The sequence below is a fragment of the Corallococcus llansteffanensis genome (assembly GCF_003612055.1).
GTDB classification, from domain to species: domain Bacteria; phylum Myxococcota; class Myxococcia; order Myxococcales; family Myxococcaceae; genus Corallococcus; species Corallococcus llansteffanensis.
Genome location: NZ_RAWB01000015.1, coordinates 1 through 19,716 on the forward strand (window position 1 = coordinate 1; position 19,716 = coordinate 19,716).

Genomic DNA, 19,716 nt, shown 5'->3' on the forward strand with positions numbered 1-19,716 from the left:
CACCGAGGGGGCCCTGGTGGTGGGGCAGGTGGCGCTCGCGGTGCTGCTGACGGCGGGGGCCGCGCTGCTCGTGCGCTCGGTGGCGAACCTGCGCGCCATCGACTCGGGCGTGGACACCGGCCGCGTGGCGGTGCTGGACGTGGTGATGGAGGGCAACGTCGCGAGCGAAGCCCGGCCGCGGGTGATGGCGGACCTGGAGGCCTCCCTCGCGACGCTCCCGGGCGTCCGCTCGGTGGGCACCACGCAGAAGCTTCCGCTGCGCGGCCCGGGCGAGGACTGGGGGCTCGAAATCGAGGGCAAGCCGGAGCTGCCCTCCACGACGACCTACGTGCGGCTGGTGTCCACGGGGTACTTCGAGGCCATTGGCATCCAGTTGATCGACGGGCGCCTGCTCAAGGAAACCGACCGGGCGGACACCGAGCGCGCCGTGGTCATCAACCGCGCGCTCGCGAAGAAGTACTTCCCGGGGGAGAACCCCCTCGGCCACCGCATCGACACCGGGCTCGGAGGGCTGGAGCGCATCGTGGGGGTGGTGGAGGACGTGGCGGAGGCGGGCCTCACCGACGGCTTCGTCCCGGCGCGCTACATGCTCCACGCGCAGGTCTCAGGCATGACGATGACGCGGCAGACGCTGGTGCTGCGCGCGCAGCCGGGGCAGGACCCCGCAGCGCTGGTGGAGGCCGCGCGGAAGCGGATTGTCGCCTCCGCGCCCGCGGTGGCCGTGCAGCGTGGCACCACGCTGGACGCGGTGTTCTCGCAGGCCATTGGTCCGGCGCGGCAGGTGATGTCCGTGCTCACCTTCCTCACGGCGCTCGCGGTGGTGCTCGGCGCGGTGGGCGTCTACGGCGTCACGTCCCACTTCGTGCGCCGCCGTCAGCGCGACCTGGGCATCTGCATCGCGCTCGGGCTGCGTCCGTCGCGCGTGGTGGCGCAGGTGGTGGGGCGGGGTGGGGCGCTGGTGTTGATTGGCAGCGCGATGGGCACCGTCGCCGCGGTGGCAATGGCCCGGCTGCTCTCTTCGTTCCTGTACGGAGTCAGCGCCGTGGATCCGTTGTCGCTCGTGGGCTCCACGCTGGGGTTGCTCGTCGTCGGGGTCGCGGCGGCGCTGCTGCCCGCGTTGCGCGCCAGTCGGTTGGATCCCGCCGCCGTGTTCCGTGAAAGCTAGAGTCCCGCCGTTTCCACCCGTCGTTTCACCCGAGGAGTCGCCCGTGTCGCCCGCCTTCAGCACGACGTCCGATGCACCGCTCGGCACCTTCGAGGAGCAGGTGATGCTCGCCGTCGCGCGCACCGGACGTGCCGCCGAAGCAGGGGGCGCGTACGGGATGGCCGTCCGCCGCGAGCTGGAGGAGGTGGCCGGGCGCGAGGTGGCGATTGGCGCGGTGTACGCCACGTTGGACCGGCTGGAAGCGAAGGGCCTGGTCGCGTCCGAGCGCAGTGAGGGGGGCGCCAGCAACTCCCGGAGGGTGTTCGCCGTCACCCCCCGGGGCGCGCGCGCGCTGGTGGACTCGCGCGAGATGCGAGAGCGGCTGTGGCGCGGGGTCGACCTGCTGCCGCTGCTCGCGGGAGGCCGTGCCCGCGGCGCCACCTGAACCCAGGCGGCGCCGGAGGGCTCAGGGCTTCGCGCCGAGCTTCTGGAGCATCTCCACGGCGTGGGTGTTCTTCGGGTCCAGCGCGAAGGACTTCTTGTAGTGCGTGATGGCCTCGGCCTTCTGCCCCGCCTCCATGTAGCCCTCGCCCAGGCTGTCATGGGCATTCGAGTTGTCGGGATACAGCTCGACGTTCGCCTTGAGCACCTTGAGGGCGTCGTCCTTCTGTCCCTCCCGCAGCAGCCGGTAGCCCAGGTTGTTCAGGTCGTCGGGGGTGAGCTTCTCCGCCGCGCCGTCCCGCTTCATCGACCGGTACCAGGCGAGGGCGGCCTCCGTTCCCTTGAGCCGCGCGAACAGGTCCACCTGGACGAACGCCGGCGCCTGCCGGGGGACATACGACTTCCAGCCGTACTCGGCGGCCACGCTGTCGGTGATCCGGTCCATCAGCAGATAGCCGGCATCCGAGTTGGTCATGATGGCGACCCCGTTGCCCGAGTCGGCGAACGCCGTCAGCGAGCACTGGAAGCCCTCATTCGAACCTCCGTGCCCGAAGCGGCTCTTGTCTTCCTCCAACTGGAACCCGATCCCGAAGCCCTCTGACTGCTTCGTGAGGATCTGCTTCGCCATGGCCTGCGACACCACGCGAGAGGACTTGCCCGCCCGCGCCTTCGACACCTCGATGGCGATGCGCGCGAGGTCGGACGGCGTCGTCCACAGGCCCGCGGCCGCCATCTCCGGGTAGACGTGCCACTTCCCCTCCACGCCCTTGCCCCCGAAGTACGTGCCGGCGGTCGCCAGGGGCGCGAGCGAGGCGGGCAGGGGCTGCTCATAGGTGCTGTGCTTCAGGCCGAGCGGCCCCAGCACCGTCTCCTTCATGATCTGCGGAAACGGCTTCTTGAGCTGATCCACCATCATCGACTGGACGATCGTGATGCCGCCGCCGCTGTAGCGCGTCTGCGTCCCGGGAACGAGGTCCACCCGCACCGGCGCGGTGTTCGCGGGCTTCACCCCATCGAGGATCTGCGCCGTCGTCGGAAGGGGCTCGGTGACGGCATAGCCGGGGAAGCCGTGCACGGTGGTGCCCGCGCTGTGGCTGAGCAGGCGGCGCAGCGTCACCTTCTCCGTCTTCGTGAAGTCATTCTCCGGCAGCTTCCACGAGATGAGCTTGTCGTTGATGTTCGCGTCCAGCGACCACTTCCCGGCCTCGACGAAGTGCAGCGCCGCGAGCGCCGTCACCGGCTTGCTGATGGACGCGGCCTGGAACAGCGTGTCCGGCGTGACGGGATCCGTGCCGCCGGCCTGCTTCACGCCATAGCTCTTGGCCCAGACGAGCGCGTTCTTCTCGAACACGGCGACGCTGACGCCGGGAACCTTGTACAGCTCCATCCAGCGCTGGAGCGACATGCGCCGCGGCTCCTCGCCGGGGAGCGTGACGGGCGCAAGGCCCGCCTCCACCCGTGCGATGCGGGCCGCTTCGGAGGGACGGGCCACCCACTCGGTCGTGGGCTTTCGCGTGTCGGCCGCGGTGAGCAGTGTCACCGCGCTACAGCTTGCGAGTGCGACGAGGGCGAAGCGGCGAAGCGGCGGACGCATGGCGTTCTCCTGGGAGTGGCGGGTGGGCCTCGTACGCAGGCGGCGCGCGCCGATTGCATCCCCGATGCTCATGGGGTGAGCGACAGGTCCACGCTGAAGCCCGTGCCACCCCGGACGACGAGCACGTGGGTGCCCGCGGGCAGCGCGCACTCTAGGTCAAATCCCTATTCCTTCAGCGGCAGGGCGCTGAACTGACCCAGCTCCGCCTTGATGCCGTACCGTTTCAGCATCGCGGGCATGTCGATTCCGTTCTTCTTGTAGAAGGCGCCGACCTCGGCGACGGCCTTGTCGATGGCGTCCTGGCTCTCCCACACCGCGATCGTGGCGATGTTGAAGCTGCCGGGTCCACCGGTCTTCTCGAACACCATGTGGCCCTGGAATCCGGGCAGCGTCTGGATGAAGGCGAAGTTGCGCCTCATCGCGGTTTCGAACGGCTCACGGGCGGCGTCGGGCACGGTGAAGTTGTCGATGCGGAAGCGCAAGCCAGGGTTCTTCACCACATCCATCGAGATCATCTGCGGAGGCTCTTTCTGGGCCGGACCCACCGTCGCGCAACCAGTGAAGAGGGCGAGGAGTGCGACAGCCAAGGTCATTCGGGACATGACCTCAAGGTAGCGGGGCACCTCCGGGCGGACTTGGACGAATTCAGTGTCCTGCACGGCGGCGTCGAACATGGCGTGTTACAACTGCCGCTCGACATGACTCATCAGGAACTGCTCCGCAGCGTGGAATGGAAGGACCTGAGGAAGCTCACGACCCGTGAGTTGCTCATTGAGAACAACCTGACCATTCCCTGGTTCCTGGTTTCGATGCTGCTGGCGTATTTCGGGTACTACGCCCTCGCGCTGCCCTTCTCGGGCTTCTTCTTCCTCACCGGCCTGAGGCAGGTCCACAACGGCTTCCACCGCGCCCTGGGGACGAACAGGTTCCTGACCTGGCTCTCGCTGTATCTCAACAGCGTGCTGATGGTGGTCTCCCTCCACGCGGTGAAGTTCAACCACTTGAGACATCACCGGTTCTGCCTGGCGGAGGGGGACTACGAGGGGAAGTCAGCGGGCATGTCCTGGTATGGCGCTGTCCTGTATGGCCCCGTCCACATGTTCCTGATCCACAAGGTGACGCTGCAGCTCGGAGACAAGAAGTACCGGTGGAACGTCCTGTTCGAGCTGGCCTCCATCGCGGCCTTCCTCTTCCTGGTCTTCCACTTCGAGCTGCACTTCCTCATCTACCACGTCGTGGTGATGGTCCTGGCCGAGTGCCTGATGGCGTTCTTCGCGGTGTGGACCGTGCACCACGACACGCAAGACAACCCGATGCTCGCGCGGACCCAGCGCACCGGATGGAAGAACGTGCTCACGTTCAGCATGTTCTATCACCTGGAGCACCACCTCTTCCCGGCGGTCCCCACCATCAAGCTGCCGGAGCTGGCGAAGCGGCTCGACGACGCGCTGCCTGATGTGGAAAAGCGTCAGACCTTCTGAGGCCCGTATGGATGTGAAGCGGTTTCCCGTGAGCGGACGGCTGGCCCCCTTCGTGAAGGCCTTCACCCTCGTGGAGGCGCACGAGGAGACGACGCGCACGTTGATTCCCGAACCGGGGCTCGTGCTCGGGATCCGCTACAGCGGGTCGGCCACGCAGCTCGAAGGCCCCGACGAGCGCCTGCTTCCCGGACACACCCTCACGGGGATGCGCACGTCCGCGCGCCGCATGCGGACCTCGGCCGGAGGCGGGACCGTGCTCGTCACGTTTCGCGAAGCGGGGGCCGCGAAGTTCTTCGCCGAACCGCTTCACGCGCTGTTCGGACAGACCCTGTCGCTCGCGGACCTGCTTCCCCATACGGAGCTGGACCGCGTTTCATCCCAGGTGGCGGAGGCGCGGGACGACGCACGCCGCATCGCCATCGTCGAGCAGTTCCTCGGGGCGCGGTTGCGTGCTCGCGAGCCGGACCCGATTGTCGCCGCCGCGGTGCAGGCCATCCAGACGGCTCGCGGCTCCGTGCGCATGGCCAGCCTCGCGCGCCAGCTCCACCTCAGCCAGGACGCCTTCGAGAAGCGCTTCCGCGCCGAGGTGGGCTCGACGCCGAAGCAACTGGCGAGCCTGGTGCGCGTGCGCCATGCGATCGCCTCGTACCGCCCTGGCAGCAGCCTGTCGCGGCTGGCGCTCGACGCGGGCTACTTCGATCAATCCCACTTCATTCGAGAGTTCCGCGCCGTCACCGGGGAGGCCCCCCGGCGCTTCTTCCAGACGGTGGAACACTGCTGACGCGTCAGCGCTCACCTGAGAGTCATTGACCCTCCCGCGGGGCTCACCGTGCGCGAGCGTCACGTGCCACCACGGAGGGCGTCACCCCGAGCACCCGCCGCATGCACCGCGCCATGTGGCTCTGGTGCGAGAAGCCCGCTTCGAGCGCCACCTCACCGGCGGACATCCCGCCCCGCTGGAGGAGCGTCCTGGCGCGCTCCACCCGCCGCTGCACGACGTACTCGTGCACGGGCAGCCCCGTGGAGCGCTTGAACAGGGTCTTCAGGTGCGACGCGCTGACCCCGGCGATGCCGGCCAGCCGTGCCAGGGAGAGGTTCTGGTCAAGGTGCTCCTCGATGTACTCCGTCACGCGCCGCAGCTGTGGCTTCGACAGGCCGCGCTCACGTCCGAAGGGCGCCGGGTAGCGGCCCAGCAGGTGGACGGAGAGCGCCAGGCCCAGGCACTCGGTGTAGAGCAGCCCGCCGGGGTGTCCGGCCCTGCGGTCCGCGTCGAGCGCCCAGGCGATGTGTTCGATCTGCGGGTCCCTGAACTGATGGCGCTGCTCCAGCCCGGCGCGGTCGGGGTCCCGTCCCATGTCCTCCGCGGCGCGCCGCAGGAGGGCAGGGGAGAGCCGCACGAGCACGGCAGCGCTCGCGTCCTGGTTCTCCCAGACATCCGACACGCCGGCCGGGAAGAGGTCGATGTCGCCCTGCGTGTAGACGAAGCGGTGGACGCGGCAGGCACCGCGAAGGGGCGTCCCCGCATGAATCTTGAGGCGGTGGTCGGGCACGGACTCGAGCTCCATGTGCCCGGCCTCGGCCGTGTGGAAGTCCACGTGCAGCCCGAGCCAGGGCCGTACCGCGTCGATGGAGTCCCGCGCGCCCGTCGTCTGCATCTCCCTGTCCATGCCTCGCACTCCTCGCACCGGTGCCGCGCTGTACGCTCCTGACATAGCGCCGGGAGGCCGCGTCCGCCGCCGTCCGAACGTGCTCCGCGAGCGTCCGAACGTGTGCGACCGCCGCGGGCTTCCTCCCTATTCATTGCCGCCTCACCAAGGAGAAGTCCATGGGCAGGTACGCAGGCAAGAAGGCAGTCGTGACGGGCGGGACGCAGGGAATGGGACTGGCGACCGTCAAGGCGCTCCTCGACGGCGGCGCCGAGGTGCTCTTCACGGGCCGGAACGAGAAGACGCTCGAAGTGGCGCGGCGGGAGCTCGGGCCCCGGGCGCACGCGGTGCGCTCGGACACGGCGAGCCTCACCGACATCGATGCGCTGGCCAGGGCCGTGGAAGAGCAGCTCGGCCGGGTGGACCTCGTGTTCATCAACGCCGGCTTCGCGCGCCTCGGCATGTTCGAGCACGTCGACGAGCAGGTGTATGATCAGACGTTCGACATCAACACCAAGGGGGCGTACTTCACGGCGCAGCGCCTGGCCCCGCTCGTCAACGAGGGTGGCTCGTTCGTCTTCACCACCTCCGTCGCCAACGTGACGGGGATTCCTGGCATGAGCGTCTACTCGGGCTCCAAGGCGGCGCTCCGGTCCTTCGCGCAAGGGCTCGCCGCGGAGCTGCTGCCCAGACGCATCCGGGTGAACGCGGTGAGCCCTGGCTTCATCAAGACACCGACGATGGGCGTCGATGGCGCGTCTCCGGAAGAGCTGGCAGCCTTCGAGAAGGAGGGGAACGACACCACACCCATGGGGCGCATCGGCTCGCCCGAGGAGGTCGCCCGGGCAGTGCTGTTCCTCGCCTTCGACGCCACCTTCACCACGGGGGCCGAGCTGCCCGTGGATGGAGGACTCACGCAGGTCGCCACGCCGCACCGCTAGCACCTTCCAACCAAGGAGCACCGACATGAAGCCAGCAATCGCAGTCCTCGGGGTGGGGCGCATGGGCTCCGCGCTCGTGAGCGCCTTCCTGAAGCAGGGATACACGGTCGACATCTGGAACCGCACGCGGGCGAAGTGCGAACCCCTGGCCGCCCAGGGGGCCCGCATCGCGGCGACGGTGCGGGACGCCGTGGCCGCCGCGGACCTCATCGTGGTGAATGTGAGCGACTACGGCGTGAGTGACGCGTTGCTCCGGCCGGACGAGGTGACGCAAGCGCTGCGAGGGAAGCTGCTCGTGCAGTTGACGTCCGGCTCACCGGGTCAGGCACGGGAGCAGGCCACCTGGGCCCGGCAGCACGGCATCCCCTACCTGGATGGCGCCATCATGGGGACGCCGGACTTCATCGGCCAGCCCGCGGGAACCCTCCTCTACGCGGGTCCGAGCGAGCTGTTCGAACAGGCCCGGCCCGTCCTCCTCGCGCTCGGGGGCAATACGCAGCATGTGGGCAGCGACGTGGGGTTGGCCGCCGCGCTCGACAGCGCGCTGCTCGTGTCCATGTGGGGACAGCTGTTCGGCGTGCTCCAGGGCGTGGCCGTCTGCGAGGCGGAGAGCATCCCGCTCGAGACCTTCCTGGGCTTCGTCAAGGCGTTCGCTCCGGTGGTGGACGGAGGCGTCACGGACCTCGTCACGCGGGTCCAGCAGCGCCGCTTCGCCGCCGACGCGACGACGCTCGCCACCCTCGAGATCCACGCCGGGGCGCTGCGGCACCTGCTGGAGCTGTGCAGGGAGCGCGGGCTCCAACGCGCGGTGCCCGAGGCCTTCGACCAGCTCTTCCAGTCAGCCCTCCGGGCAGGGCATGGCCCGGAGGACTTCGCCGCGCTGACGCGGTTCATGCGCTGAGCAGGGCGCGCTCCGCCCTGCCCGTCATCAGGGGCACACGGTCAGGTCGAGATGCGGAGCGCCGTTCGCGCCGCCCAGCGGTAGAGCCCGCCCACCGCGACGACGCCGAGCACCACGGCGATGATCATGGTCGTCACTTCACCCAGCTCGATGGGGAGGGCCAGCGGCTCGCCCTTGCCCGTGGAGACGATCAACCCGGCCAGCGCGACGTTGAACAGGCTCTCGCCCACGATGAAGCCGGACATGATGAGCACGGCCAGGCGCTTGGCGGGCTCGCCCCAGGTCTGCTTGCTCGCCGCGCGCTCGAAGGCCCAGCCCGCCAGCGCGCCCACGACCACCGGCACCGTGACGGCGCTGGGCAGGTAGATGGCGAGCCCCACGCCCAGCGGCGGCAGGCTGTAGCGGTCCTTGCTGGCCTTCTTCACCACGAAGTTGATGACGACCAGGGTCAGGCCGAGCGCCGCGCCCCACAGCACGAGGTCCCACCGCAGGTTGCCGCCGATCACGCCCTTGGCCAGGGTGGAGATCAGGGTCGCCTGCGGCGCCGCCAGCGGCTGCGCGGAGATGGCATGGGCGTTGGGTGCGCCCGCGAAGCCGTAGGCCCGGTTCAAGAGCGCCAGCACGGGCGGGACCACGGCGGAGCCTGCGACCACGCCGATGAGCAGCGCCACCTGCTGCTTCCAGGGCGTCGCGTCCACCAACTGGCCGGTCTTCAGGTCCTGCAGGTTGTCATTGCCGATGACCGCCACGGCCAGCACCACCGTGGTGACGAACAGCGCGAACGCCACCAGCGCGGGGGCCGCCTCGGGCCCCGTGACCTGCCGCCCGACCACGCCGACGCTGAGCGCGGCGCCCAGGATGGTCAGGATGGCGATGCCGGAGACAGGAGAGTTCGACGAGCCGATGAGGCCGGCCATGTAGCCGCAGACGGCGGCGGCGCAGACGCCCGCGAGCAGGACGTAGCCGATGCCCACGGCGACCAGCGGCACGCTCAGGCTCTCCAGCACGGTGCCCTGGAGGAAGTCCGCCAGGAGCCAGCCCGCCGGCAGCAGGGAGACCAGCGTCACCAGCCCCACCGTGCGGATGGACAGGTCCTGCTCCGTGCGCTCCAGCACCTGGCCCTGGGTCTTGGCACGCCGCGCCGTCTCCAGCGCGGACCGCAGGCCCCCGATGACCGGTTTGGCAAGACCCGCCAGGGTCACGATGGCCGCCGCGCCGATGGCGCCTGCGCCAATCATGCGCACCTGCGTGCCCCAGATGCGCAGCGCGTGCTCCGACGCCGGGGCGTCCGCCATCGGGTTCATGGACGTGAGCAGCGGCACCAGGACCCCCCACGCGATCACGAGGCCCACGAGCATCGCGATGCCGACCGTGATGCCCATCAGGTGTCCCGCGCCGATGAGTGCCAGCGAGCTGGCGGCACCGATGCCGGTGGCGCTGCCGCCCACCCTGAAGTACCCGGCCACCTCGCCGGCCATCAGCTTCGCGGCGGCGGCCGCCGCGAACAGAACCGAGGCGATGCTGCCCCAGATGACGGACATGAGGCCGGCCTTGCCTTCGGCCGCGCCGGAGCGCGAGGAGGTGCCGACCTTGAGCACCTCGGCGGCCGCCACGCCTTCGGGATAGGGAAGGTCGGAGGCGGAGACCAGCGCGCGGCGCAGCGGCACGGTGTACATCACGCCGAGCACGCCGCCCGTCGCGCACGCGCCGAACGTCGGCCAGAACGGCACGTCGGTCCACCAGCCGGTCATCAACAGGCCGGGCAGGACGAAGATCACGGAAGCGAGCGTGCCCGCCGCCGAGGCCAGCGTCTGGACGATGTTGTTCTCCTGGATGGTGGCGTTCTTGAAGGCGCTCAGGAGCGCCATCGAGATGACCGCCGCGGGGATGGAGGTCGCGAAGGTGAGGCCGACCTTCAGCCCCAGGTAGACCTGCGCCGCGGTGAAGACCAGCGTGATGAGGACACCGAGGGTCACCCCGCGCAGGGTTATCTCCTTCGGCTGGGACGACGTGACGGCGTTCATGGGGAGCGCTCCTGCACAGGGAGGCCCGGGTTGGCGCCTCGGAGAGAAATGGCGCCGAGGATACTGGACCTTCCCCGGACGGATGAGCCCTACTTGGTGCTTCGTGAGGTCCGCCGAGCGGGAAATCGCTCCTCGACCCCTGGCAGGAACAGGGGCCGACCTTCGCGGGCGGCCTGGATCGCCAGCTTGAAGTCGAGGTCGCCATAGCGGTCGAGCACCGCCGGGTCGAAGAAGCCTGCTCCGTCTCCTACCCCTTCGTTTTCGATGTCCGGCTCCACCGTCTCCCAGCCTCCGCGCGGCGCGTAGAGCAGCGAACGCACACCTCCGTCCGCATGGATGTAGGCATACGCCCCGAGGAAGCTCGCCCTCGCGCGCAGCTCCCCCGTCGCGCTGAGGACGGCATTGTGGTCCCCGTACTGGCCGAAGAGACAGTCGTCCACGAACACCGAGCCTTCAACGAAGACCCGCGCCCCATTGCCGAACGAGAGGGTTCGGGCCAGGAGGTCCCCTCTGACGATGACGAGCCCGGGGCGATAGTCGTCAGTCCACAGGTGGAGGTGGCCGGGTGACTTGAGGGGACCGTCGACGAGGACGACGTACGGGCCGTCGCCCGTGTCGATGTCTCCTGAACCGTCAACGCCCCCGTCGATGATGCGGACCGTGCAGGAAGGCGGGCCATTGGGGCGCTCGAACTCCTGGAGCTCCGCCTCCCACCGGTGAAGGTGGAGGCGGGAGTGGAGCTCCGCGAACGTCGTCGCCCGGCCCAGGTCGTCGAGTCTGTCGGGGGTCATGAAGGGCATCATGCCTCCGGGATGGCCGCGGTCCACGGCATCTCGCAAGCAGCACGGCCACCGGGCAGCGGCCGGGCTGTTTCCTGGGAAGGCCAATGGCAGGTCTGGGAGCACCTTTGTCATGCCAGTTGGGTTTGCTAGGCTCCTACCTTCCCCGGAAGGAAAGGTATTCCGACAATGAACAAGTTTGCGCGCAGCGTGTGTCTGGGTTCGGCTCTCGTCGTCTCGGCCTGTGGTGGCTCGGAGCAGGTGGAGGGCGAGGAACTGGCGCAGCAGTCCGCGCGCCTCCTGACGGCGTCGTCGCAGGGCTGTGACTACTCGGTGGCGTCGGTCCAGACGACCCCGTCGCCGCCGCAGTACAACATCGTGGTCACTCGCACCGGTGGCGTGAGCTGTCCCTATCCGACGGGCGTCTCGCAGGTGGTGGGCACCGCCGTGCTGAATGCGCCGGGTTCGCTGGGGATGGTGGGCGGCAGCCTGGGGCTCGCCGTGGGGTATGTGAAGAAGAACGGCTTCAGCGGCTCCTCGGCGAACATCTACTCGCTCGTCCACGTGGACACGGCGACGCTGGCCGTCATGCGCAACGCGGACATCCTCTGCGACTACCGCACGGGCAACATCATCACGGGCAGCCTCAGCATCAGCGCGGACGGCACGGGCGTGAGTGTGTTTGGCACGAAGGACGGGAAGATCAACGGCCAGTCGGGGACCTACTACTCCGCGAGCTTCGTGAACTTCTTCACCAGCACCACGCCGCCGACGTACTTCGTGTTCTGAGCCCGTAGCGAAGAGGAGGGGGCTTCCCCCGCGGGAGAAGCCCCCTCTCGCCACAGGCGAAGCCGGTGACGGCCTGCCTCCTGGCGCTTCAGTAGATGCGGAACGGCTCCGAGCCCAGGACGAACCAGCGGCCATTGCGCGGGTCGACGATGGCGCGGTCCGTCTTCCCGTCCCCGTCATAGTCCCCGAGCGCGAGCAGGTGCGACGTGCTCAGGCCGCTCCACTGCCAGCCCCACGGAATGGGGAAGCCTCCGGCGCTGCCGAGGACGTACCAGGCGCCGTTGGTGGGGTCGACGATGGCGCGGTCGGTCTTCTTGTCGCCGTCGTAGTCGCCCACCGCCAGCCAGTGGTGCGAGGCCATGCCGCTCCACTGCCAGACGGACGGGAAGGGCGCCGTGCCGCTGCTGGGGACAATGGACCAGGTGCCCGTGGAGGCGTCGACGATGGCGCGGTCCGTCTTCGTGTCGCCATCGTAGTCACCCAGCGCGAGCTGGTGCTGCGGCCCCATGCCGGCCCACTGCCAGCCCCAGGGGAAGGGGTAGGGCCCCCTGCTGCCAACCGAGAACCACTGCCAGGCGTTGGTATCGATGAGGGTGCGGTCCGTCTTCCCGTCCCCGTCGTAGTCCCCCAGGGCCAGCCGGTGCTGCGGGCCCTGCCCGTTCCAGGGCCAGCCCCACGGGATGGGACTGCTGCCGCTGCTGGCCAGGACGTACCAGGTGCCGGTGTTGGGGTCGATGATGGCGCGGTCCGTCCTGCCGTCCCCGTCGTAGTCCCCCAGCGCCAGCCGGTGGCTCGAGGCCATGCCGGTCCACTGCCAGCCCCACGGGATGGGGAAGCCGCCCCCGCTGCCAATGACATACCAACGCCCGGTGACGGTATCGACGATGGCGCGGTCCGTCTTCGTGTCGCCGTCGTAGTCCCCGAGCGCGAGCCGGTGCTGCGTGCCGTAGCCCGGCCACTGCCAGCCCCACGGGATGTCGTTCCACACCTTGCCTGCGGCATTGATGACGCTGCCGTAGAGGTCCCAGTGGCCCCAGCAGTACGGGGCCGGCGAGGCGTTGCAGTCGTTCTGGTACGACGCGTCCAGGTCATACGGCGCGCCATAGACGATGAGGGCCCGGTCGGCGATGAGGTGGCCCTGGCGGTCTCCGCTGGCGCCCACGTTGTGCACGAAGTCGGGGAAGCCGCCCGCGTCGCGGAGCACCTCCGGGGCGCTCCAGTTCACGCCGTTGGTGGAGTAGCGGCGCGTGAGGGAGGTGGTCTGGCTGTGGCCGAGCGGGATGCTGAACATCACGTAGCGGCCGGAGGCGGCGTCGTACTTCACGTCCACCGAGCCCTCGTCGAGCACGTCCGTCTGCGTGCCCACGGGCCACTGCGTGGGGTGGGTGGTGGTGCTGTGGAAGATGCGCACGCACGCGCTGGTGGCGCACGTCGTGTCATCGGTGAACCAGCTCACCAGCTTGCCGTCGCGCACGACGACGGACTGCTGGCCCGCGCCGTACCAGGGCGTGTTGTCCGGCTTGGAGACGCGGGGGCGGATGATGATCTGCGGGTTGGGCGCGTTGACCTGCCACGTGCCGGTGGTGGTCCACTTGGCGTAGGGCCCGGCGACGCTCTCCGAGCGCGCGACGAGCATGACCGTCTGCACGTTCTTCGCGTTGCCCGAGTAGAACAGGTAGTAGTACGGTCGCGTGTCGCCCGGGGCCTGGTAGTAGACGACGGACGGGTCGCACGCGCAGCGCTCCTGGGTAAAATCGCTGGTGGTGAGCACGATGCGCGGCGCGGACCAGAGGCGGCCGTCCGTGGAGGTGACGTGGCGGATGTCGTCCCAGCCGCCGTTGCTGCCGCTGCTGCAATAGAACATGTGGAACTGGCCGCCCTCGTAGAGGATGGAGGGGGCATAGCCGTAGCTGTAGCTGGCGTCGGACGAGTCCACGAGCTTGTTCACGAAGTCATACGTGAACGCGCTCGCGGAGCCCGGCAGGACGCCCGTGCACAGCACGGCGGCGCACAGCAATGAGAGTCTCAGAGGGGAAATGGCGACCTCCTTGGGGTGGGAGGCCGTCACGCTAATGGGGTGACTGGGAGCCGCAAAGCAGTCCCAGGCGTGTCGTCCAGAGTAATGCTGGCTGGGTTCTTCGCGTTGGGGGTGAGCCAATTGAGCGCCATGGCGGATCTCGACATGGACGCAGCGGTGCGGCGCAATTTCCACCAAGTCGCGCAGCATCCTCCTGCCCTATGGGTCTTCTCGGTTCGCGGTGAGACCGCGACGACAGGAGACCTTGAATGCGCGGACTGCAATTCGAAACCCGGTGGCGTGGCGTGCGGGTCGCCGCCGGAATGTTGTTCATCCTGGGCGCCCGGGGCGCGGACGCCTCCGACCACCTGGACACCCCCACGGTCATCGCGGATCCCTCGGCGGACATCGCCGACCTCTTCGCGTGGATGTCGCCCGATGGCCTGCGCCTGAACCTGGCCATGACGGTGGTCGCGCAGCGGTTCTCGGATCGGCTCCAGTACGTGTTCCACGTCGGCAGCGGGCCCCGCTTCGGTGAAACCACCATCGACACGTCCATCGTGTGCCAGTTCGATGCCGCGAACACGGCCGAGTGCTGGGCCGGTGACGTCGACCATGCTCGCGGGGATGCGAGCAAGCCCGTGGGGATCGAAGGGCAACACCGACGGTTCCGGGTGTTCGCGGGGCTGCGCGACGACCCCTTCTTCAACAACGTGAAGGGGACCCGGGACGCCCTGCAGGTGGCGTCCGCGGCCCTTCAGGCCGGCGCTTCCGTGGATGCCGCCGGTTGCCCTCGCTTCGACAAGACGACCTCGCAGGAGCTCCTCGAGCGCTGGCGGCATACAGCCGGTGGCCCGGCGAAGGACTTTCTGGTGGGCTGGAAATCGTCGTCACTCGTCGTCTCGGTCGACCTCGGCGTGGTTGACGCGGGCGGCAAGCTGCTCGCCGTCTGGGGAGCCATCTACAAGCCATGAGACAGCCCATGAAGAAGCTGGCGGGAGCGATGCTCGCGATGACGATGTGCGCCTCGGTGCACGGGTGTTCGTCGCGCAATCTGGGTGCACAGGACGGAGTCCGGCCGCGTCCGAAGCTCGGTGCCAGGGTGGACCGCATCGGACGGCCGCTGACGGGCAACGCGCTGATAGGTCCGCTCGCTCCCGACGACGTGAGCGACCGGCGCAAGGAGGAATACAACCGCGCGGCCCCGGCCGACTGGCCGCGATTCACGGCGGACCTCCAGCTCACCCTGGGGCTCTACGACGGGCTCGACGGGACGTGTGGGAATCAATGGCTCATCCAGCCCGATGCCGAGCCCGCCCAGCGGTACCACCGCCTCGCGAAGGTGCTTGCCGACGACAGGCTCTGGGTCGACAGCAGGTCCGCGGTGTGCCAGCAATATCTTGCCGTCGAGCTCACCGAGCTCGCGACCCCGGGCGCGCCGAGCGGTGACTGCGGTGGAAGGACGCCCACCCAGGACGCGAGCGACGTGTTCAGGTCGCTATGGGTCCTGGGCGCCACCTCCGGTGTCGATGACGGGGTCAGGGAGGATGACCGCCCGACCTCGACGAGCGAGTTTCCGTTCCTGGGGGCCCCATGACCCGAGGCGCACCCTGGGCGGCAGGGTTCGCTGCCATGCTCATGGCCTGCGGCGGAACGGGTGGGGAACGGGTCCTGCCCCCCCGGTACCTCACGACGGCCGGCGCGCTGGCCGTCGCGAACCTCGATGGCCGGATTGCCCAGCAGGCAGAGGCGGCCGGCATCGAGGAACTCCTGCTCCTCAGGGCGAGGTTCCTCGGTGACTACAATGCGCTCGACCGCGCGAGCGTCCTCGCGGAGCGGCGCTTCGACACGGGCCTCGCGCTCTTGCGCCGCGCGAGGACACGCTCGGCGGTGCACCACTTCGCGGACGCGCTTGCTGACGTCGACGCGGCCGAGCGCGCCGGTGCCGACGCCGAAGAGTGCGGGGCCCTGCGAGCCTCGATTCTCGTCGCGACCGGACATGCGGGCGAGGCGGTTCCCCTGCTCGAGGCTGGGGTGGCCCGCCATCCGGGCTTCGCGTCGCGGAGCGCGCTCGCAGGCGCCTACGCGGCGCTCGGTCGCCTTGCCGAAGCGGACCGCCTGTATGTCGCAGCGCTCGCCGACCTCGACACCACGTCACCGTTTCCGTACGCATGGATCTACTTCGCGCGCGGCACGATGTGGGCCGAGCAGGGGGGAGACACGGCGCGTGGCGAGGCCCTGTATGCACAGGCGCTCACCCATCTCCCCGGGTTCGTGATGGCGGGAATCCACCTGGCTGAGTGCGAAGTCGCCCGAGGCGACCTGTCCTCCGCAATGGCACGACTCGACCGCCTCGCCACGTCGAGCAACGAGCCCGAGGCGCTGGCGCTGCTGGGGGAGCTGCACGTCCGGACCGGCGAACCGGAGCGTGGCCGGCGGGAGCTCTCCCGCGCGCGCCAGCGCTTCGAGGCGCTCCTGTCCAAACACCCGCTGGCCTTCGCGGACCACGCGGCGCTGTTCTACCTGGGCCCCGGCGCGGACGCGGAGCGGGCCTGGGTGCTGGCGCAGCAGAACCTCGCGGGCCGCCAGACAGACCGCGCCGTGGCGCTCGCCGTCGAGGCTGCACGGGCGACCGGACGTCACCAGGAAGCACGCGCTCTCGTCAGCGCGAGCCCACGCCCCACAGCCGGCGCGCCTCTTCCGCGATGAGGTCGGGGTATTCCTCGGGGAAGAAGAGCCTGGCGCCCGGCACCCGCCGCACGCCGCGGGAGTCGCCGAGCGTCCGGTCCAGATAATCGGCGCTCCCGGGGGAGAAGATCGTGTCGCCCGTGCCCCACACGATGCGCGCGGGCACACGGCAGCGCTGGAGCGCCGGCTCGATGCCCGCCAGCGCGTTGTGCTCCAGGGCCAGGGTATACGCATGCACCCAGGCCCTCCCCTGCGCCGAGCGCACCAGCGGCGCGAAGTAGACTTCAATGGCCTCGTCGGTGGGCTGGGAGGGATGGCTGTAGGTCATTCCTCCAATGCCAATCTCGGAGCGGGCCAGGGGCTTGTCCGCGAGCCACGGCGCGAGCCACGCGTCCACGTACTTCCCAGCGCGCGCCATCTCGATGACGGGCAGGACCGCCGGAGGTGGGCACTCGCTCTCCACGTCACAGTTGGTCAGGAGCAAGGTCCGGACGCGCTCCGGATGCCGGGTGACGAGCAGCTGCGCCACGGCGCCCCCGCTGTCGTTCGCGACGAGGTCGACGGTCTGGAGGGAGAGCCCGTCCAGCAGGGTCACGAGCATGTCCACCTGTGACGCGGCCGAGACGTCCTGGCCCTCGGTGACCTCTGTGTAGCCCAGGCCCATGAAGTCGGGGGCGACGCACCGGCGGTGGGGTGACAGCCGCTCCAGCGCGCCGCGCCACTGGAAGCCGTTGAGCGGAAAGCCGTGAAGGAAGAGCGCCGCGGGGCCGGAGCCGCGCTCGACGTAGGCGATCCTCCCGAAGCGGGTCTCCGCGAAGCGCCGTTCGGCATGGAAGGCCCGGGCATCCATCGGCTCCTGGCCCGGCTCGCGTGTCGAACGGGACAGACATCCCGGAAGGACGCCCGCGGCGATCACCCCCGTCGCCAGACCCATGAAGTCCCTGCGATGCAGCTTGCCTGTGTTGTCCATGGCGGTACTTGTACCGAGCCATTCCGGGCACGCACTTGGTGAAAATTGCGCGGCCCGGGCTGCTAGGCTTGGAGGCATGAGCCTGGTGCGCGTCTTCGAATACCAGTGCCCCGCGTCGAAGGGGGCGAAGGTGGAGCCAGAGCAGTTCACCGACGCCTCCATCACCGTGGTGCGCTCGGGGGTCTTCGGCTTCCGGAGCGACCCTGGAGCCCAGTTGCTCACGGCAGGAAGCACGATGCTCGCCAATCCGGGACAGCAGTATGAGATTTCCCACGAGCATGCCGGGGGTGACCGCTGCGTCATCTTCCGCATGGACGAAGGCACGCTCGAAAGCCTGGTGGGGCCTCCGCCGCGCGGGGCTCCCCGACAGTACTTCGCACGGCCTGTGTTGCCCCCCACGTCGCGCATTGAAGCGCTGCGAAAGCTCGCGGAGCAATGCCTTGCATCCCGGGGGCCGGTGCTGGAGCTGGAGGCGCTGGGGCTCGCGCTCGCGGCGGAGGTGGGCGCGCAGCTGGGCCGTGCGCCCCAGCTCGAGTCCTCACGCGCCCCCGGCCGTCTCGCCCGGGACGGCGTGCACGCGGCGCTGGCCGCCATCGAGCAGGGCTCGACGGAGGAGCTGACGTTGGGTGACCTGGCGCGGGTGGCCGGCATGAGCCCGTATCACTTCCTCCGGGTGTTCAAGCGTGAGACGGGGCTCACGCCGCACCGCCTCCTGCTGCGGACGCGGGTGTTCCACGCCCTGGCCCTGCTGCGCGACACGCGGCGGCCGGTGACGGAGATCGCTCTCGACGTGGGCTTCGGGGACTTGTCGAACTTCATCCACGCCTTCCGCCGGGAGGTGGGCTGCTCCCCGCGGGACTTCCGCAAGACGACGCCCGAAGCCTGGGCCGCCGCGATTCGCCGGCCTCGGGGTGCGCGGTAACGCGACGACCACACCGTGGCGCTGCGCAAGGACGGCACCGTCTGGGGCTGGGGAGACAACCGCTCTGGCCAGCTCGGGAATGACGGAGCTCTGTCGGAAGAAAAGCCCGTGCAGGTCCAGGGGCTCACGGGTGTGAGGGCCGTGGCCACCGGATGGGACTTCACCCTGGCGCTGCGGGGGGATGGCTCCGTCTGGGCCTGGGGCCGGAACAGCGCCGGCCAGCTCGGGGACGGCACGCAGACGGATCGCCCGACGCCCGTGCGGGTGGCGGACTTCACGGACGCAAAGGCCCTGGCCGCGGGCTACGAGTCCACGTTGATGGTGCGGCAGGACGGCTCCGTCCGGACCTGGGGCTCCGGTGAGAACGGGGTGCTCGGAGATGGCTCGGACGCATCCACCGATGCCGCGCCGGTGCAGGCGCCGGACCTGAGCGGAGTGGTTGCCGTGGCGGCGGGGGAGGACCACTCCGTGGCCGTGCAAGACGACGGAACCGTGTGGACCTGGGGCTCCAATCGTTGGGGCCAGCTGGGGAATGGAACCTTCCGCCCGAGCTCGGTGCCCGCGCGGGTGCCGGGGCTCACGGAGGTGTCGCTCGTCGCCGCTGGCGAGCAGCACACCGTGGCGCTGCGGAAGGATGGCACTGTCTGGACCTGGGGAAGCAACACCTACGGCATGCTTGGGAACGGGACCTCGTATCGGACCAGTGTGCCCGGGCAGGTGCCAGAGCTCACGAACGTGACGGCCATCGCCGCAGGGGACTTTCACACCGTGGCGCTTCAAAAGGACGGCAGCGTCTGGGCCTGGGGCTTCAACTACTCCGGTGGGCTCGGGGATCGCACGAACATCGAGCGGCGGTCGCCCGTGCCCCTGCGGGACGTGGCGCACGTGAAGGCCATCGCCGCGGGGAGTTTTCACACCGTGGCGTTGCATGAGGACGGCACCGTCTGGACCTGGGGCTCCAACTCCAGCGGTCAGCTCGGGGATGGAACGCTCGACGATCGACTGTTCCCCCAGCAGGTGCAGGGACTCACGGACGTGGTGGCCGTGGACGCTGGCAGCTTGCACACCCTTGCGTTGCGGCGGGACGGCACCGTCTGGGCCTGGGGTACCAACTCCCGCGGTCAGCTCGGGGACGGCACGCGCACGGATCGGCTGACGCCCGTGCAGATGCAGGGGTTCCGTGGCGTGACGGCCGTGGCCGCGGGCTTCTTCGGCTCCGTGGTGCTGCTGGAGAACGGCACCGTCTGGGGCTGGGCCACGTACGGCATGCAGACCGGAGCCGGATCCAGCGAACCTCCGAAGCCCCGGCAGGTGAGGGTCTCCAGCAACTGAGGCACGCCTGAACGCGTCCCCCGGCTGCGAAGCGCCCACGCGACGGT

Annotated in this window: 18 protein-coding genes and 1 pseudogene; 12 read left to right on the plus strand and 7 right to left on the minus strand. The window is 69.4% G+C overall.

The genetic code is table 11. From position 1 onward, the window contains the following. A partial coding sequence (locus tag D7V93_RS02605) for an ABC transporter permease (RefSeq protein ID WP_120641836.1) occupies positions 1-1,165 on the plus strand: 1,165 nt, incomplete at its 5' end. A gap of 43 nt (positions 1,166-1,208) precedes the next feature. Next, positions 1,209-1,589 carry a PadR family transcriptional regulator gene (locus D7V93_RS02610; protein ID WP_208722891.1) on the plus strand — a complete coding sequence of 127 codons (381 nt, stop codon included), beginning with the start codon at positions 1,209-1,211 and terminating at the stop codon, positions 1,587-1,589. 21 nt (positions 1,590-1,610) lie between these two features. Here the strand turns inward: D7V93_RS02610 and D7V93_RS02615 are convergent, their stop codons facing one another. Further along, a complete protein-coding gene (locus D7V93_RS02615; protein WP_120641837.1) occupies positions 1,611-3,179 on the minus strand; it encodes a serine hydrolase domain-containing protein in 1,569 nt (522 codons plus the stop codon). Positions 3,180-3,343: 164 nt separating this feature from the next. After that, positions 3,344-3,853 carry an antibiotic biosynthesis monooxygenase family protein gene (locus tag D7V93_RS02620; RefSeq protein WP_120641838.1) on the minus strand — a complete coding sequence of 170 codons (510 nt, stop codon included), beginning with the start codon at positions 3,851-3,853 and terminating at the stop codon, positions 3,344-3,346. 51 nt (positions 3,854-3,904) lie between these two features. Between D7V93_RS02620 and D7V93_RS02625 the strand changes: the two genes are divergently transcribed. Both D7V93_RS02625 and D7V93_RS02630 read left to right on the plus strand, forming a co-directional pair. Then, positions 3,905-4,660 carry a fatty acid desaturase family protein gene (locus D7V93_RS02625; RefSeq protein WP_208722892.1) on the plus strand — a complete coding sequence of 252 codons (756 nt, stop codon included), beginning with the start codon at positions 3,905-3,907 and terminating at the stop codon, positions 4,658-4,660. Between the two features lie 28 nt (positions 4,661-4,688). Continuing rightward, the gene (locus tag D7V93_RS02630) at positions 4,689-5,441 is read left to right on the plus strand and encodes a helix-turn-helix domain-containing protein (protein ID WP_244237066.1); all 753 of its coding nucleotides are present in this window, start codon (positions 4,689-4,691) and stop codon (positions 5,439-5,441) included. A 43-nt stretch (positions 5,442-5,484) separates the two neighbouring features. On the opposite strand, the gene D7V93_RS02635 is transcribed toward D7V93_RS02630, so the two are convergent. After that, complete coding sequence (locus tag D7V93_RS02635) at positions 5,485-6,327, minus strand: AraC family transcriptional regulator (RefSeq protein WP_244237067.1); 843 nt, start codon at positions 6,325-6,327, stop codon at positions 5,485-5,487. Between the two features lie 158 nt (positions 6,328-6,485). Here D7V93_RS02635 and D7V93_RS02640 point away from each other — a divergent pair, with 158 nt between their 5' ends. Beyond that, positions 6,486-7,247, plus strand: coding sequence for an SDR family oxidoreductase (locus D7V93_RS02640; RefSeq protein WP_120641841.1), 762 nt, complete (start codon positions 6,486-6,488; stop codon positions 7,245-7,247). A gap of 25 nt (positions 7,248-7,272) precedes the next feature. After that, the gene (locus D7V93_RS02645; RefSeq protein WP_120641842.1) at positions 7,273-8,148 is read left to right on the plus strand and encodes an NAD(P)-dependent oxidoreductase; all 876 of its coding nucleotides are present in this window, start codon (positions 7,273-7,275) and stop codon (positions 8,146-8,148) included. Positions 8,149-8,189: 41 nt separating this feature from the next. On the opposite strand, the gene D7V93_RS02650 is transcribed toward D7V93_RS02645, so the two are convergent. Together D7V93_RS02650 and D7V93_RS02655 are read right to left on the minus strand one after the other, a co-directional pair. Further along, complete coding sequence (locus D7V93_RS02650) at positions 8,190-10,172, minus strand: OPT family oligopeptide transporter (protein WP_120641843.1); 1,983 nt, start codon at positions 10,170-10,172, stop codon at positions 8,190-8,192. An 89-nt stretch (positions 10,173-10,261) separates the two neighbouring features. Next, the gene (locus D7V93_RS02655) at positions 10,262-10,963 is read right to left on the minus strand and encodes a hypothetical protein (RefSeq protein ID WP_147451013.1); all 702 of its coding nucleotides are present in this window, start codon (positions 10,961-10,963) and stop codon (positions 10,262-10,264) included. A gap of 177 nt (positions 10,964-11,140) precedes the next feature. Between D7V93_RS02655 and D7V93_RS02660 the strand changes: the two genes are divergently transcribed. Continuing rightward, on the plus strand, positions 11,141-11,740 hold the full coding sequence (locus tag D7V93_RS02660) for a hypothetical protein (protein WP_120641845.1): 600 nt from the start codon (positions 11,141-11,143) through the stop codon (positions 11,738-11,740). An 88-nt stretch (positions 11,741-11,828) separates the two neighbouring features. On the opposite strand, the gene D7V93_RS02665 is transcribed toward D7V93_RS02660, so the two are convergent. Then, complete coding sequence (locus D7V93_RS02665; RefSeq protein WP_158623631.1) at positions 11,829-13,757, minus strand: FG-GAP repeat domain-containing protein; 1,929 nt, start codon at positions 13,755-13,757, stop codon at positions 11,829-11,831. A 269-nt stretch (positions 13,758-14,026) separates the two neighbouring features. On the opposite strand from D7V93_RS02665, the gene D7V93_RS02670 reads away from it, so the two are divergent. Genes D7V93_RS02670 through D7V93_RS02680 form a run of 3 tightly spaced genes read left to right on the plus strand, consistent with a single transcriptional unit; the run spans position 14,027 to position 16,466 of the window. Next, positions 14,027-14,731: a DUF4331 domain-containing protein gene (locus D7V93_RS02670; RefSeq protein ID WP_147451014.1), complete on the plus strand. Its 705-nt coding sequence runs from the start codon at positions 14,027-14,029 to the stop codon at positions 14,729-14,731. Between the two features lie 8 nt (positions 14,732-14,739). Beyond that, positions 14,740-15,354 (plus strand): hypothetical protein, encoded by a 615-nt coding sequence (locus D7V93_RS02675; protein WP_120641848.1) that lies wholly within the window; start codon positions 14,740-14,742, stop codon positions 15,352-15,354. A 35-nt stretch (positions 15,355-15,389) separates the two neighbouring features. After that, positions 15,390-16,466 (plus strand): tetratricopeptide repeat protein, encoded by a 1,077-nt coding sequence (locus D7V93_RS02680; protein WP_120641849.1) that lies wholly within the window; start codon positions 15,390-15,392, stop codon positions 16,464-16,466. Here D7V93_RS02680 and D7V93_RS02685 read toward each other — a convergent pair. Beyond that, entirely contained in the window at positions 16,420-17,415 is a 996-nt protein-coding gene (locus D7V93_RS02685) for an alpha/beta fold hydrolase (protein WP_208722893.1), read from the minus strand. The genes D7V93_RS02680 and D7V93_RS02685 overlap by 47 nt on opposite strands. Positions 17,416-17,491: 76 nt before the next feature. On the opposite strand from D7V93_RS02685, the gene D7V93_RS02690 reads away from it, so the two are divergent. Both D7V93_RS02690 and D7V93_RS02695 read left to right on the plus strand, forming a co-directional pair. Beyond that, on the plus strand, positions 17,492-18,337 hold the full coding sequence (locus D7V93_RS02690) for a helix-turn-helix domain-containing protein (protein ID WP_158623632.1): 846 nt from the start codon (positions 17,492-17,494) through the stop codon (positions 18,335-18,337). A gap of 9 nt (positions 18,338-18,346) precedes the next feature. Further along, positions 18,347-19,669: pseudogene (locus D7V93_RS02695) on the plus strand (RCC1 domain-containing protein); the annotation flags it as partial. Positions 19,670-19,716: the final 47 nt, after the last annotated feature.

Excerpts from the sequence above, each read along its gene's own strand:
- D7V93_RS02615 (WP_120641837.1), bottom strand. The coding sequence starts at position 3,179 with ATGCGTCCGCCGCTTCGCCGCTTCGCCCTCGTCGCACTCGCAAGCTGT.
- D7V93_RS02620 (WP_120641838.1), bottom strand. The coding sequence starts at position 3,853 with ATGTTCGACGCCGCCGTGCAGGACACTGAATTCGTCCAAGTCCGCCCG.
- D7V93_RS02635 (WP_244237067.1), bottom strand. The coding sequence starts at position 6,327 with ATGGACAGGGAGATGCAGACGACGGGCGCGCGGGACTCCATCGACGCG.
- D7V93_RS02640 (WP_120641841.1), top strand. The coding sequence starts at position 6,486 with ATGGGCAGGTACGCAGGCAAGAAGGCAGTCGTGACGGGCGGGACGCAG.
- D7V93_RS02645 (WP_120641842.1), top strand. The coding sequence starts at position 7,273 with ATGAAGCCAGCAATCGCAGTCCTCGGGGTGGGGCGCATGGGCTCCGCG.
- D7V93_RS02650 (WP_120641843.1), bottom strand. The coding sequence starts at position 10,172 with ATGAACGCCGTCACGTCGTCCCAGCCGAAGGAGATAACCCTGCGCGGG.
- D7V93_RS02655 (WP_147451013.1), bottom strand. The coding sequence starts at position 10,963 with ATGACCCCCGACAGACTCGACGACCTGGGCCGGGCGACGACGTTCGCG.
- D7V93_RS02660 (WP_120641845.1), top strand. The coding sequence starts at position 11,141 with ATGAACAAGTTTGCGCGCAGCGTGTGTCTGGGTTCGGCTCTCGTCGTC.
- D7V93_RS02670 (WP_147451014.1), top strand. The coding sequence starts at position 14,027 with ATGCGCGGACTGCAATTCGAAACCCGGTGGCGTGGCGTGCGGGTCGCC.
- D7V93_RS02675 (WP_120641848.1), top strand. The coding sequence starts at position 14,740 with ATGAAGAAGCTGGCGGGAGCGATGCTCGCGATGACGATGTGCGCCTCG.
- D7V93_RS02680 (WP_120641849.1), top strand. The coding sequence starts at position 15,390 with ATGCTCATGGCCTGCGGCGGAACGGGTGGGGAACGGGTCCTGCCCCCC.
- D7V93_RS02685 (WP_208722893.1), bottom strand. The coding sequence starts at position 17,415 with ATGGACAACACAGGCAAGCTGCATCGCAGGGACTTCATGGGTCTGGCG.
- D7V93_RS02690 (WP_158623632.1), top strand. The coding sequence starts at position 17,492 with ATGAGCCTGGTGCGCGTCTTCGAATACCAGTGCCCCGCGTCGAAGGGG.